We start from the raw sequence: 14,252 nt of genomic DNA on the forward strand, positions 1-14,252 counted from the left end.
TAATTCAAGAGGGGCGGGTCAGACCATCATCAGCAGCACGGCGACGAAAATGCTGCCGGCGGAGAAGGTCATGGTCCGAGACGACCAGGTGTTGAACCAACGTTGAAAGCTGGCGAGGTCACGGGTCAGGGAAGTGGGCTGGCGAGTCCAGGATTGTTGGTCGAGGCGGAAGAACACGTAGATCTTCACCAGCGCGCCGACGATCTGGTTGTAATAGAGAATCACCGGGTAGGCTGGGCCGATACGGTGGCCGGAGCACGACAGCAGCAGTGTCAGAATCAGGCGGGTGATGCCGATCCACAGCAGGTACGCGAGGATGAACGCGCCGCCGTATTTGAAGCTGGCGATGATCGCGACGGTCAGGCCCAGCAGTGAGGTCCACATCGATACGCGTTGGTCGAACAGCACTACTGAGGTGAAGGCGCCGAGGCGTTTCACACCCAGGCCCAGGGCTCGCGAGTTCTGCCGCAGGTTGTTGCCGTACCAGCGAAACATCAGTTTGCGACTGGCCTTGATGAAGCTTTTTTCCGGCGGGTGTTCAACGGTGTTGATTGCGGCGTCCGGCACGTAGAAGGTGTCGTAGCCCAGGCGCATCAGGCTGAACCAGCTCGACTTGTCGTCGCCGGTCAAAAACTTGAAACGGCCCAGACGCCAGTGTTGCAGCGAGTCGCTTTCGACGTCGGCGATAAATTCCGGGTTGGTGACCACGGTGGCGCGGAACACCGACATGCGCCCAGTCATGGTCAGCACGCGCTTGGACAGGGCCATCGAGCACATGTTGATGTGGCGCTGGGCGAAACGCAGCTTGTGCCATTCGCTCATGATGTAGCCGCCGCGCACTTCACAGAATTCGTTGGTGGTCAGGCCGCCGACGTTGCCGAACAGCTGGAACCACGGCACGGTCTTGCGCACGGTGCCTTCACCGAGCACGGTGTCGCCGTCGATCACGGCGACCACGGCGCGGTCGTCGGGCAGGTGGCGGGAGATCGCGCGAAAACCATAAGCCAGGCCGTCGCGTTTACCGGTGCCGGGAATGCGCACGAAGTCGAGCTTCACGCGCTCTGGCGGATTCATCCGCGTCCACAGCGCCTTGACCAGCAGTTCATCGGACATTTCGACGATGGAGCAGACCACGGTGGTCGGCAGTTCGCAGTCGATGGCTTCGCGGATCACCGAGCTGTAGACCTGTGCGGTGGTCAACGCGTCGATGCGGAAACTGGTGACCATCAGAAACACATGGGACGGGTCCGCCGCTTTACCCAGCTTGCGCACTTTGCGTCGCAGGTGTGGGTAGACGATGTAGAGAAAAATCATGCCGCGCACAAAGTGCGTGGCACCCATCGAATAGCGCCAGATACCCACGGCGCCAATCAGGAAAATGAAGTCTTTCGACTCGGAGTCGAACGTGGACGTAGGCAGCATCAGGGCCAGGCCCATCAGCAGGCTCAGAAACAAAAGCCAGCCGGCGGATTGCAGAAAAAAATGTTTGAGCTTGGACATGACCGTCATCCGAAGGTGATGGGGGCTTCAAGCCGCCTGCCGATTCACGGCGTGCGGCTTGAAGCTCGAAGCGTGCTGCTGCGTTACCAGCAGATACCTTCGGTGCGGGAGCCGGCATCGGTGGTTTTGGCCATGAAACCGACCAGGTCGATGACCTGTTTACCGTGCGGTGCCTGCTGGGCCAGCGCGCGGAACTTCTCATCGCGGTTGCCGAGGATGATCACGTCGGAGTTGTCGATCACCGAGTCGAAGTCCGCATTGAGCAGGGACGAAACGTGGGGAATCTTCGACTCGATGTAGTCCTTGTTCGCGCCGTGGACACGGGCGTACTGAACGTTGCTGTCGTAGATGCTCAGGTCGTAACCCTTGCCGATCAGCATCTCGGCCAGTTCCACCAGCGGGCTTTCGCGCAGGTCGTCGGTACCGGCCTTGAAGCTCAGGCCGAGCAGCGCGACTTTGCGTTTGTCGTGGCTTTCAACGATGTCGAAGGCGTTCTGCACTTGCGATTCGTTGCTGCGCATCAGCGAGTTGAGCAGCGGCGCCTCCACATCCAGCGAGCCGGCGCGGTAGGTCAGGGCACGCACGTCTTTCGGCAGGCACGAGCCGCCGAAGGCAAAGCCCGGACGCATGTAGTACTGGGACAGGTTGAGGGTCTTGTCCTGGCAGACCACGTCCATCACTTCGCGGCCATCGACGCCCACTGCTTTGGCGATGTTGCCGATTTCGTTGGCGAAGGTCACTTTGGTCGCGTGCCAGACGTTGCAGGTGTACTTGATCATCTCGGCGACGGCGATGTCCTTGCGGATGATCGGTGCGTCGAGTTCTTCGTACAGCGATTGCAGAACGTCACCCGAGGCCTTGTCGAACTCGCCGATGACGGTCATCGGTGGCAGGTCGTAGTCGGCGATCGCGGTGGATTCACGCAGGAACTCTGGGTTCACGGCTACACCGAAATCAACGCCAGCTTTTTTGCCGGAGCAGTCTTCGAGGATCGGAATCACCACGTTGGCGACGGTGCCCGGCAGCACCGTGCTGCGCACGACGATGGTGTGACGGGTGGATTTTTCACGCAGGACAAAACCGATCTCGCGGCATACCGCTTCGATGTAGTTCAGTTCCAGGTCGCCGTTCTTTTTGCTCGGCGTGCCGACGCAAATCATCGACAAATCGGTGTCACGAATCGCCTCGGCGAAATTGGTCGTACCGCGCAGACGGCCGGTCTCGATCCCTTGCGCCAGCAACTCGCCCAGGCCCGGTTCGACAATGGGGGATTTGCCAGCATTGATCATGTCGATCTTGTCTTTGGCAACATCGACGCCAACCACGTCATGGCCCCGTGCAGACAGGCAACCGGCACACACTGCGCCGACGTAACCCAAACCAAATATGCTGATGCGCATCGCAATTACCTCTGTATATATCAGGCCGTTAGAAGGCCGGAGTTAATGGTGTTCAGCGGTCTTAGTGCACTCGAAAGTGTGACTTGCAGGCGTCACAATGCCGTGTGCAGGCATACTAAGTTTCGAGTGTCTAAATAAGTGCACTCAAGATGTGCGCAACCAGGCCTTATTGTTGTGACATGCCCTGTTATGCAGCGGATCCTCTGGCAAGAGGACTCTTGTGCAATCTTGTATTGCGCGCCCGATGTCAGGCGCAGGCCTGTAGATCGGGCGGTTGGGTGCTCAGGCGAGCACGTTTATAAGGGCGCGGCCTTGGCCTTGTAGGGGATATTGATGGTGCGTATCTCCTGTCCTTCGCTAGTTGTCCAGAGTTGTTGTCCATTCAGGCAAGTTGCTGTGACAACTTGGTTACATGGTTTTGATCTCTGCGTAAGTTATCTCGTACATATTCGGCGAGAATCGTTACCGGTGGTATGAGCTATGCATTTGGACATAGTTCCTGTCCGCTCATCGCGAAATCTGAAATTTTTTGAAATATTGAGAAAGATGGCACTGCTCTCATATTGATAGCACTTTCCATTTCGCCCTTTATTGATAGGTAGATAATCGCGTTAGATGGTTTTGTGCCACTACCCGGAAAAATTTCAGGTGCCACTACTGAAAAAAATGACAACTGTCGAGTGAAAGAAAAGATAGAAATGGGGGTGATGTTTTTATGGCGCCAATAAGTCGGCGAAAAGGCGGGAGGTTTTTTTGACGTCGTGCGAGGTGCACGACTCTTTATATAAAGAGTCGTGCAATGGGCATGCTTTATTCGGGGGCGTGATCGCGCAGAAACACCAGATTGTCCGGTTTCGATTGTTCGGCGCTGTAGCGATAACCCTGCACATCGAACTGTTTGAGGGCCGCCGGATCGTTGATGCGTTCCTGGATGACGAAGCGGCTCATAAGGCCTCGAGCCTTTTTGGCGTAAAAACTGATGATCTTGTACTGGCCGTTTTTCAGGTCCTTGAACTCGGTGTTGATGATCCGCGCGTTCAGGGCCGTGCGCTTGACCGCCGAGAAGTACTCGTTGGACGCCAGGTTCAGCAGCACGTCATCGCCCTGGTCGGCCAGCGCTTCGTTCAGCCATTCGCTGATGCGCGTGCCCCAGAACGCGTACAAGTCCTTGCCGCGGACATTGGCCAGTTTGGTGCCCATTTCCAGGCGATATGGCTGCATCAGGTCGAGCGGGCGCAGCAGGCCGTAGAGGCCGGAGAGCATGCGCAGGTGCTGTTGCGCGTAGTCAAAATCGGCTTCGCTGAACGACTGGGCATCGAGTCCGGTGTAGACGTCGCCCTTGAAGGCCAGCAGCGCCTGTTTGGCGTTCTCGGGAGTGAACGCCGGCGTCCAGCTGCCGAAACGCGCGGCGTTGAGGCCACCGATCTTGTCGGAGACGTGCATCAGTTCGCTGATCTGTGCAGGCGTCAGCTCACGCAACTGTTGGATCAGCTCTTGGGAATGGTCGAGGTATTGCGGCTGGGTGAAGCGCTGGGTCGCCGGCGGTGTTTCGTAATCGAGGGTCTTGGCGGGGGAAATCACCATCAGCATGAAGTCGTCTCCTTTAATCGTGGGGGCGATTCTAGGGGGTTGAGGCGGATGACTCCAGCTATCGAGTCCATAGGTGATCGGCGGTTTGCGGGCCGGATCGGCTATAGTGCCGCGCGGGTTTTGTTATGGAGACACCCCCTTGCGCATTGTTCTTTTATTTACTGTGTGGTTGTTGAGCTTCGGGGCCGTTGCGGCGCCGGGCGATATTGCCACGCTCGATCGCAGCACCTGGCCGGAGAAACTCGACAACCCGACCCTGTTCGACGTCGCCTCGCGGGCGGAAATCCTGATGTTCGCCCGGGGCCTGCTGGGCAGCGAAGCGCTGGATGAGGCCGCGCTGGCTCAGCGTCTGGGGCTGCGCACGGTCAATCTGGAGGCGATCAACAACCTGCGCGCTCGCCTGTGGCAACGGCTGCTGACCAACTACAACTTCGCCCAGCAGAGTTGCGATCAGGACGCCTCGTTCTGCTTCCTCGTCGAAGACCTGCCGACCCTGCGCGAGCAGGCGACCAAGTTCGTGGTCAGCGACGAAAGCTATTACACCAAGTGGGCAGAGCCGAGCCGGATCTTTCATCTGCAGTATCTGGATGAACTGATGCGCAAGGCGGCGCTGTCGCCGCAGACCACCAGCGAAGTCGATCATTTCGGCGACTACGAGCGCAACGGCGACGAGATGCACGACCGGTTGTTCCTGTTGAGTTTCGACAGCGCCGCGAACCTTCAGCCGGACAATACCCACTGGATCGCCGATTACCTGCGCAAATCCAGTCTGAGCGGCACCTTCTTTTTGCTGGGCAAGGATGTGCAGGCGCGACTGGCGGATCGCTCGGTGAATAACCTGCAAGCGGAATTCTCGAAACTCTGCGTGGGGGTTCAGGGCTGGGAGTTCCGCTCCCACAGCCACTGGCAGGACTGGCAGGACTCGGTACGCCGCAGCAGCGATCTGGTGAAGAACAAGCTGCCGGAAAACTACGTGCCGTTGTTCCGCCCACCGGATGGCCAGCGCCGCAGTGATGCCGGCAGTTTCTTGCGCAATCAGGGCCTGCAAGTGGCGTTGTGGGACATCGATGCCCAGGACGGCGCCGGCAAGCTCAAGGGCAATCCCAGCGCGCAGCGGGTGCTGACCCTGATGCTGTTGTGGCGGCATGGGGTGATCAATTTCAACATGAAGCAGGACGCGGTGAAGACCGCGTTGCCTTGGCTGATCACGCAAACCGCGCAAAGCGGCATCGGCTGGGAAGACTGTCAGGACGCTTTTCGCTGACAAACGGCAAGAGCCCGGAAACATTGGGCTTGAGGTGAGTTTTTTGCAGGATTCGATGCAGGCGGACTTCCGACTCTAACGGGGGCGCGGCGGTCCGCCAAGGGCTTTTCGTCACTTTGCAAAATAAACTTCAAAAAAGCGTCAAAGTGCTTTTTTCTGTCACGGGTTTTGGAGTATTACGAAGTCAGACAGCCGAAACCTGCAACACAGGTGGCGTCTTCCAAGACCCATTTTGTGTGCAATTCACCTGCTATTCCGAACAAAAGCTTCGCAGGTGGATTCGGCAGTCACTTCGAGGCGCAGTACCGTCCAGGTATTGCGTCGAATGGCTCCCACAAAGGTGACCGAGTATGGATGATCACGGACGTAGCCCTTCCTCCAACCAGCCAATCCTTTATGTACTCGATACCAACGTACTGATTCACGATCCAAACGCCCTGCTGAATTTCGAAGAACACCACGTCGCGATCCCGATGACCGTGCTTGAAGAGCTGGACAAGCTCAAGAGCGGGCATCACAGCGTGGCCGCTGAATGCCGCCAGGCCATCCGGCTGATCGACAAGACGCTGGGCGATGCCTCGCCCGAAGACGTCGAGCAAGGGGTGCCGATCCAGCGCGGAAAGAGCGGGCCGAAGGGGTTGCTGTCAATTCTGATGAGCAAACAGGCCGAATCGAACCTGATTCTGCCCGAGCACCTGAACGACAACAAAATCATCAACCAGTTGATCGATCTGCACACCCGCGATCCGAAGAAACCGGTGGTGCTGGTCACCAAAGACATCAACATGCGCCTCAAGGCGCGAGCCTGCGGGATCGACGCCGAGGACTACAGCACCGACCAACTGGTCGATGACGTGTCCCTGTTGCCCAACGGCTACCACAACATGACCGGCTCCTTCTGGGACCGCGTGAGCAAGGTCGAAACCCGTCAGGACCATGGCCGCACCTGGCACCAGGTGCAACTGATCGACAACCTGCCGGCCGTGCACATCAACGAGTTCATCATCGATGAGCAGGGCTTTGTCGGCTGGATCAAGGAGATTGAAGAAGACCGTCTGCTGATCCTCGATCTGCACCAGGAACCGCTGCTGCATCAAGAGGCCTGGGGCCTCAAGCCCCGTGACATCTATCAGAGCCTGGCGCTGTACGCCTTGCTCGACCCAGACATTCATCTGGTCAACCTGTCCGGCGCCGCCGGTTCCGGCAAGACCATCCTGGCGCTGGCCGCTGCGATCGAGCAGACCATGGTCAGCAAGCGTTATCGCCGCATCATCGCCACCCGCAGCGTGCAGGGCCTGGACCAGGAAATCGGCTTCCTGCCCGGCACCGAAGCGGAAAAAATGGAGCCTTGGCTGGGCGCCATCACCGACAACCTCGAAGCCTTGCACATGGATGACGAAAACACCCATGGCAGCGTCGACTACATCCTCAGCAAAGTGCCGTTGCAGTTCAAATCGCTCAACTACATTCGCGGGCGCAGCTTCCAGCAGAGCCTGATCCTGATCGACGAATGCCAGAACCTCACGCCGCACCAGATGAAAACCATCATCACCCGGGCCGGCGCCGGTTCCAAAGTGGTGTGCCTGGGCAACCTGGCACAGATCGACACCCCTTACCTGTCCGCGACCAGTTCCGGGCTGACTTACCTGACCGAACGTTTCAAAGACTTCCCCAACGGTGTGCACATCACCCTGCAAGGGGTGCCTCGCTCGATTCTGGCCGAATACGCCGAATCGCACCTGTAACCGCCAAATGGAACCGGACGACTGCAAAGTCGCCCGGTTTTTTGTGTGCGAAATTCTGACCCTCAGGTTTACAATCGACGCTCCTGATCAGGAGTAATCCCGTGCTGACTCATCTCGATTCCCAAGGTCGCGCCAACATGGTCGACGTCACCGAAAAAGCCGTGACGTTCCGCGAGGCGACGGCCCAAGCGCTGGTGCGCATGCTGCCCGACACCCTGCAGATGATCGTCAGCGGCGGCCATCCCAAGGGCGACGTGTTCGCCGTGGCGCGCATCGCCGGCATTCAGGCGGCGAAGAAAACCAGTGACCTGATTCCCTTGTGCCATCCGTTGATGCTGACCGGCGTCAAGGTTGAGCTCAGCGCCGAAGGCGACGACGCGGTGCGCATCGTGGCTCGCTGCAAGCTGTCCGGGCAGACTGGCGTCGAGATGGAGGCGTTGACCGCCGCCAGCGTCGCCGCGCTGACGATCTACGACATGTGCAAGGCCGTGGATCGCGGCATGACCATCGAAAGCGTGCGCCTGCTGGAGAAAGTCGGCGGCAAGAGCGGGCATTTCCAGGCGGAGCAGCCATGAACCTGACCGTGAAGTTTTTTGCCCGTTACCGCGAGGCGCTGGGCGTGGATTCGGTAAAGGTCGAAGGTGAATTCGCGACGGTGGAAGACGTACGCGCCTTGCTCGCCAAGCGTGACGGCGCCGAGGTGCTGAGCGAACAGAACTTGATGTGTGCGCGCAACGAAGACCTGTGCCAGCTCGACGAGCCGGTGGTCGATGGCGACGAAGTAGCGTTTTTCCCCACCGTGACCGGAGGCTGAGGCATGGCGATTCGTGTGCAGTCCACGGCGTTCGATCCCGGTGCTGAAGTCAACGCGATGCACGCGGCCAATGTCGGCGTCGGCGCGGTGGTGAGTTTTGTCGGCTACGTGCGCGACTTCAACGATGGCCTCGATGTTGCCGGAATGTTTCTGGAGCACTATCCGGGCATGACCGAAAAGGCCCTGGGCAAGATCGCCGTCGAGGCCGAACAGCGCTGGCCGCTGTTGAAGCTGGAAGTACTGCACCGCATCGGCGCGCTGGAGCCGGGTGAGCCGATCGTGTTCGTCGGCGCCGCCAGTGCCCATCGTCAGGCGGCATTCGACGCCTGCGCCTTCGTCATGGATTACCTGAAAACCCGCGCGCCGTTCTGGAAGAAAGAGAACACCAGCGACGGCTCGCGCTGGGTCGAAGGTCGTGACAGCGACCATGCCGCTGCGGATCGCTGGAAGCAGTAAATCCTCTCCTCAGTCAATCTCCCCTCGACTCCCGACCATCGGCTGACGCCGATGGCGTTTGTCCAATTGACGATTTGTACGTAAAAGTCCAGTATGGATTTACAAGTACAAATAAAGCTTTTCCCTGTTTCAGCTCTTTCTTCTGTCTTGCCAAACCAACAACAACCCGCGAGAGAACGAACATGAAGAAACTCCCCCTCATCACCGGTCTGGCGCTGAGCCTGTTGGCGTGCAGCAGCGTGTTTGCCGCCGAGAAAACCCTGCGCATCGGTATTGAAGCGGCCTATCCGCCGTTCGCCTCAAAGACCGACCAAGGTGAAATCGTCGGCTTCGACTACGACATCGGCAACGCCCTGTGCGCGCAGATGCAGGTCAAGTGCGTGTGGGTCGAGGGCGAGTTCGACGGTCTGATTCCTTCCCTGAAAGTGAAGAAAATCGACATGGCGCTGTCGTCCATGACCATCAATGAAGACCGCAAGAAGTCCGTGGACTTCACCCACAAGTACTATTTCACCTCGTCGCGGCTCGTAATGAAGGAAGGCGCGACGGTTGATGACCAATACGCCAGCCTCAAGGGCAAGACCGTCGGCGTGCAACGTGCGACCACCACCGATCGTTACGCCACGGAGGTGTTCGAGCCCAAGGGCATCAACGTCAAGCGCTATGGCAACAACGAAGAAATCTACATGGACCTGGCGGCCGGGCGTCTCGACGCGATTTTTGCAGACACCATTCCGCTGACCGACTTCCTGTCGATGCCTCGGGGCAAGGGTTACGCGTTTGTCGGACCGGAACTGAAAGATCCGAAGTACGTGGGCGAGGGTGCCGGGATCGCGGTGCGCAAGGGCAACACCGAACTGGTCAGCCAGTTGAACACCGCCATCGACGGCATTCGCGCCAGTGGCGAGTATCAGAAAATTTCCGAGAAGTACTTCAAGTCGGACATCTACGGCGACTGAGTTTCAAAAATGTGCAGCCTGCCATCGCAGGCTGCACGGCTTCAGCCCTTCAATTCCTTCAAATGCTTGTACACCGTCGCCCGCCCCATGTTCAGCACATTGGCCACATAGTTTGAGGCGCTCTTGCCCTTGAACGCGCCTTCGGCGTGCAGCGCCAGCACCAGTTCGCGTTTGTGATCGCGGGTCAGCAGGTTCAAGCTCAGTTGCCGCTCGCGCAGCCAGGCGTGCAGGAAGGTGTTGATCCGTTCCTGCCAGTCATCGCGAAACAGCGAGTCCGGTTGCGGAATCAGTTTGCTCGGCGAGAGGAACAGGTCGAGCGCAGCCTTGGCGTTCTCGAACAGCGAAATATTCAGGTTGATGCACAGCACTGCCAGCGGATGCCCTTCGCTGTCGCGCAGCACGGTGCTCAGGCTGCGAATCTTCTGGCCGTCCCAATTGAGCTTTTCGTACGGGCCGATGTTCCGTTCGCTGACGTCGTCGCTGAGCATGTCTTCCAGCGACGACTCGTCGCCGATCACCCTTTTCGAGAGGTTGTTGGCGATGTAGTCGACCTTTTGCGTGCGCAGGTCATGCAGCACCACTTCAGCATGTGGAAAGAACAGCGTAGCGATGGCATCGGCGATGGCGTGGTAGTTATCCAGGGCGGCGTCATTCAGCTCGGGCGTGTGTTCGGGGGCGGTCATAACTGTGGAGCTCCAGGCAACGTCAACGCCCCCGTGGTCCGGGGGCGTTGCGAGTGTGCCGCAATCCGTTGGGCGCGTCATCCGGGGGCGGTCAGGCCAGGCGGGCGGGGGAGAGCATCGCGGCGGACAGACCGAACTGCTTGAGGTGCTCGGGCAACGACTCACCGCGCACCAGCGCCGCGCTGGCCTGGCCCATCGCCGGCGAAGTCTGTATACCGTAACCGCCTTGGGCCGCGACCCAGAACAGCCCCGGCACCTGCGGATCGAACCCGGACAGCAAATCACCGTCGGCGACGAAACTGCGCAGGCCCGCCCAGGTGCGGGTCGGGCGGCGGATGGTCAGGGTCGTCGCTTCTTCGATCTGGTAGATGCCCATGGCGATGTCCAGTTCTTCTGGCTGCACGTCGTGCGGCTCGACCGGGTCGGCGTTGGCAGGCGAGCCGAGGAACATGCCGGCGTCGGGCTTCATGTAGAACGACTCGTCGAGGCTGACCAGCATCGGCCAGTGGTGAATGTCGACGCCTTCTGGGCCGGCGAAGATAAACGCCGCGCGGCGCTTCGGTTGCAGGCCCAGGGGCCGGGCGCCGGCCAGGGCACCGATTTTGTCAGCCCAGGCGCCTGCGGCGTTGATCACAATGGGTGCGCTGAAAGTCTGGCCGTTGGTCTGGACTTGCCAGACGCCGTCGGCATCTTGGTTCAGTCCGAGCACTTCGCAATCGGTCAGGACTTGCCCATTGTTGCGACGGATGCCGCGCAGATAGCCTTGGTGCAGCGCATCGGTGTCGATGTCGCTGGCGGTCGGGTCGTAGATCGCACCGTGGACTTTTTCCCGGCGCAAGATCGGCAGCCGCACGCACGCTTCTTCCGCGCTGAGCAGTTGCATCTCCGGCACGGTGGCCTTGGCGCTGAGGTACTGATTGTTCAGCTCGGCGGCGTCGCCGGTGAAGTCCACGGTCATTTCGCCGCGCGGGGTGAGCAGCGGGTGTTCACAGAAACCACTGGGCGGGTTATCGAAAAATGCCCGGCTGGCCTGGGTCAGTGCCCGAACCTGCGGGGTGCCATAAGCAGCGGTGAACAGTGCGGCGGAGCGCCCGGTGGAGTGATAGGCGGGATGCGATTCGCGCTCCAGCACCACGACCTTGCCATGTTGCGACAGCCAGTAACCGGTGGACGCGCCGGCAATCCCGCCGCCGATGATGATGAAATCTGCATGACTCATGAAAATCTCCGGTGTCAGCGCTGCAATTGATAAACGGCGTTGGCCAGGGCGATGTCTTCAAGGCCCAGACCGATGGAGCGGAAGAACACGTGACGGTTGTAATCCGGACGCTGCACTTTTTCGCTGAGCAGGTCCGCGAGGTCACCGATGATCGCGCTGTTGTCCCAGCCATGTTGTTCGGTGGCGATCAGCATCTCGCCGGCCGAACCCGGCGTGGTCAGACGATAGTCGCAGAACACCTGCATGTCGTTGAGGCTCTGCGGCGGCACTTCGTGCGCGCGTGGGGCATTGGTGCTGATCGAGGTGATCAGCGCCTGTTTGCTCAAGGTCGCCGGGTCGATCACAGGTCCTGCGGACGAGGTGCAGAGCATGATCACATCGGCTTCGGCGATGGCGGCTTCGCGGCTGCAGGCGATGCTCACCCGTGGATCGAGGGCTTGCAGTTGGCGGGCGGTCGCCGCGTCTTCGCTCAGGGTGGGCGAATACACGTTGATGCTCTGCCATTCACGCGACGTTTTGACGTAGTGCAGATGCGCCTGAGCGACCTTGCCGCTGCCGATGATTGCCAGACGGGAGGCGTTCAAGAGGGCGAGGGCGTCGACGGCGACAGCTGTGGTTGCCGCCGTGCGGGCGGTGGTCAGTTCGCCGGCATCGCAAAGTAGCAATGGCTGACCGGTTTGCATCGACATCAACAGCGTCCATGCCGTCACCAGCGGGCCTTGTTCGCGAACGATGTATGGCGAGGTCTTGACCCCGTACACGCCATCTTCAGCCAATACGCCCAGATAGTTGATGAAGTCCCCGGCGCCCTGGGGAAATTCCACCAGTTGCTGCGCCGGTTGCACCGCATGCCCGGCCGCCAGATCGCGGAACAGCTTGCGCAGGATCTGCGGCACATCGATCCGGGCCAGAAGCTCGCGGGCCTGGGTTTGATCAATCACGTACGGCGTGCTGGACATGTCGGACTCCGGAGACTGGTTATAAACTAATTTGTCCATTATGGACTTTTAGTTTTATTGAACAATATCCGGGCGAAAAAAAAGCGCAGTCCGTTGCCGGCTGCGCTTCTCTTTATAGCGTCGCTTACTGTGGACGCTTGCGCTCAACCGCCCGCAACAGATGGGTCGGTGGCGTTTCGCAGCTGATCTTGCGACCGAGTTTTTCTTCGATGGACGGCAACTGATAGGAGTCGTCTTCACCGGCGAAGCTGATCGACACGCCATCGGCACCAGCCCGACCGGTACGACCGATGCGGTGCACGTAGTCGTCCGGGACTTCCGGCAGGGTGAAGTTGATCACGTGGCTGATACCGTCGATGTGGATGCCGCGACCGGCCACGTCAGTGGCCACCAGCACGCGGATCTTGCCTTCGCGGAAGCCTTCCAGCGTCTTGATCCTTTTGTGCTGCGGCACGTCGCCGGACAGTTGCGCGGCGTTGATGCCGTCGCGCACCAGGCGTTCCTCGATGCGCCGCACTTCATCCTTGCGGTTGGCGAACACAATGACCCGCTCCCAGCCGTTGTCGTTGACCAGGTTGAAGAGCAGTTTGTATTTGTCGGCACCGGCCACCGCGTAGATGTGCTGTTCGACGTTCTCGTTGGCCACATTGGTGACTTCGATTTCGACGATCGCAGGATCGGTGGTCCACTGCTTGGCGAGGTTCATCACGTCATCGGTGAAGGTTGCGGAGAACAGCAGGGTCTGGCGTTCGCTTTTCGGCGGGGTTTGGCGAATGATCTGCCGTACCTGCGGGATGAAGCCCATGTCGAGCATGCGGTCGGCTTCGTCCAGCACCATCACTTCGACCATGTCCAGGTGCACGTCGCCGCGCTGGTTGAAGTCGAGCAGACGGCCCGGGGTTGCGACGAGGATGTCGCAGTGGCGGGCTTCGAGGTGCTTGAGCTGCTTGTCGAAATCCATGCCGCCGACGAACGTCATGACGTTGAGGCCGGTGTACTTGGTCAGGTCTGCGGCGTCCTTGGCAATCTGCACCACCAGCTCACGGGTCGGCGCGATGATCAGCGCCCGTGGCTCGCCCATGTAGCGCTCTTTCGGCGGCGGGGTCTGCAACAGCTGGGTGATGATCGAAATCAGGAACGCGGCGGTCTTGCCGGTGCCGGTCTGGGCGCGGCCGATGGCGTCTTTGCCGGCGAGGGTGAAACCCAGCACCTGGGCCTGGATCGGCGTGCAATACGGGAAACCCAGGTCGTGGATGGCGTGCATCAGTTCCGGGGCGAGTTTGAAATCGTGGAAACGGGTCTTGCCTTCCTGTGGCTCGACGACGAAATCTTCGAGTTTCCAGGGAATGACCGGCGCCTTGGGCTTCGGTTCGCGGCGTGGCTTGGCAGGTTTGGGTGTTTCGCTGCGGGTGCTTTCTGAAGCGGGAGCTGAAACAGCAGCGGGTGCCGGTTCGCGTTTCGGTGTGGCTACAGGAGCCTGGCGGTCCGCCGGTTTGGCATCGCTGCGATGACCGGGGGCATGCGACGGCGCACTGGGAGCTGGCGCGAGCTGCTCAGCCTCGCTTTTTCCGAACATCTTCTTGAGTGCTTTGAGCACGGTCATCTCATCAATTGGTTAAGGAATGTACGCCGGCCAGTGTAATGCAAGAAACGGGCGCGGCGT

13 protein-coding genes are annotated in these 14,252 nt (G+C 59.7%); 6 read left to right on the plus strand and 7 right to left on the minus strand.

Annotated elements, in window-relative coordinates; genetic code table 11:
- Nucleotides 1–18: 18 nt before the first annotated feature.
- The 3 genes from alg8 to yaaA all read right to left on the minus strand — a co-directional run bounded on the left by alg8 (nt 19) and on the right by yaaA (nt 4,490).
- Nucleotides 19–1,500 carry a mannuronan synthase gene (gene alg8 / locus NH234_RS05830; protein ID WP_367255956.1) on the minus strand — a complete coding sequence of 494 codons (1,482 nt, stop codon included), beginning with the start codon at nt 1,498–1,500 and terminating at the stop codon, nt 19–21.
- Nucleotides 1,501–1,583: 83 nt separating this feature from the next.
- Nucleotides 1,584–2,900 (minus strand): nucleotide sugar dehydrogenase, encoded by a 1,317-nt coding sequence (locus tag NH234_RS05835; RefSeq protein WP_085729703.1) that lies wholly within the window; start codon nt 2,898–2,900, stop codon nt 1,584–1,586.
- An 810-nt stretch (nt 2,901–3,710) separates the two neighbouring features.
- A complete protein-coding gene (yaaA, locus tag NH234_RS05840) occupies nt 3,711–4,490 on the minus strand; it encodes a peroxide stress protein YaaA (protein ID WP_367255958.1) in 780 nt (259 codons plus the stop codon).
- Nucleotides 4,491–4,629: 139 nt separating this feature from the next.
- On the opposite strand from yaaA, the gene NH234_RS05845 reads away from it, so the two are divergent.
- The 6 genes from NH234_RS05845 (at nt 4,630) to NH234_RS05870 (ending at nt 9,728) form a co-directional block, all read left to right on the plus strand.
- Entirely contained in the window at nt 4,630–5,754 is a 1,125-nt protein-coding gene (locus NH234_RS05845) for a polysaccharide deacetylase family protein (protein WP_085729705.1), read from the plus strand.
- 350 nt (nt 5,755–6,104) lie between these two features.
- Nucleotides 6,105–7,499 (plus strand): PhoH family protein, encoded by a 1,395-nt coding sequence (locus NH234_RS05850; RefSeq protein WP_085729706.1) that lies wholly within the window; start codon nt 6,105–6,107, stop codon nt 7,497–7,499.
- A 101-nt stretch (nt 7,500–7,600) separates the two neighbouring features.
- A complete protein-coding gene (gene moaC / locus NH234_RS05855) occupies nt 7,601–8,074 on the plus strand; it encodes a cyclic pyranopterin monophosphate synthase MoaC (protein WP_007957321.1) in 474 nt (157 codons plus the stop codon).
- Nucleotides 8,071–8,313 carry a molybdopterin converting factor subunit 1 gene (gene moaD, locus NH234_RS05860; RefSeq protein ID WP_085729707.1) on the plus strand — a complete coding sequence of 81 codons (243 nt, stop codon included), beginning with the start codon at nt 8,071–8,073 and terminating at the stop codon, nt 8,311–8,313. Before moaC ends, moaD begins: the two co-directional genes overlap by 4 nt.
- A gap of 3 nt (nt 8,314–8,316) precedes the next feature.
- Nucleotides 8,317–8,769, plus strand: coding sequence for a molybdopterin synthase catalytic subunit MoaE (gene moaE, locus NH234_RS05865; protein WP_085729708.1), 453 nt, complete (start codon nt 8,317–8,319; stop codon nt 8,767–8,769).
- A 182-nt stretch (nt 8,770–8,951) separates the two neighbouring features.
- A complete protein-coding gene (locus NH234_RS05870; RefSeq protein WP_085711691.1) occupies nt 8,952–9,728 on the plus strand; it encodes an ABC transporter substrate-binding protein in 777 nt (258 codons plus the stop codon).
- Nucleotides 9,729–9,769: 41 nt separating this feature from the next.
- Here the strand turns inward: NH234_RS05870 and NH234_RS05875 are convergent, their stop codons facing one another.
- The 4 genes from NH234_RS05875 to rhlB form a co-directional block, all read right to left on the minus strand.
- Complete coding sequence (locus tag NH234_RS05875) at nt 9,770–10,411, minus strand: PAS domain-containing protein (protein WP_085729709.1); 642 nt, start codon at nt 10,409–10,411, stop codon at nt 9,770–9,772.
- 91 nt (nt 10,412–10,502) lie between these two features.
- Nucleotides 10,503–11,630, minus strand: coding sequence for an NAD(P)/FAD-dependent oxidoreductase (locus NH234_RS05880; protein ID WP_367255962.1), 1,128 nt, complete (start codon nt 11,628–11,630; stop codon nt 10,503–10,505).
- Between the two features lie 14 nt (nt 11,631–11,644).
- Nucleotides 11,645–12,589 carry an ornithine cyclodeaminase family protein gene (locus NH234_RS05885; protein WP_367255964.1) on the minus strand — a complete coding sequence of 315 codons (945 nt, stop codon included), beginning with the start codon at nt 12,587–12,589 and terminating at the stop codon, nt 11,645–11,647.
- 124 nt (nt 12,590–12,713) lie between these two features.
- Nucleotides 12,714–14,192: an ATP-dependent RNA helicase RhlB gene (rhlB, locus tag NH234_RS05890; RefSeq protein ID WP_085729712.1), complete on the minus strand. Its 1,479-nt coding sequence runs from the start codon at nt 14,190–14,192 to the stop codon at nt 12,714–12,716.
- Nucleotides 14,193–14,252: the final 60 nt, after the last annotated feature.

The sequence above is a fragment of the Pseudomonas sp. stari2 genome (assembly GCF_040760005.1).
Classification (GTDB): Bacteria; Pseudomonadota; Gammaproteobacteria; order Pseudomonadales; family Pseudomonadaceae; genus Aquipseudomonas.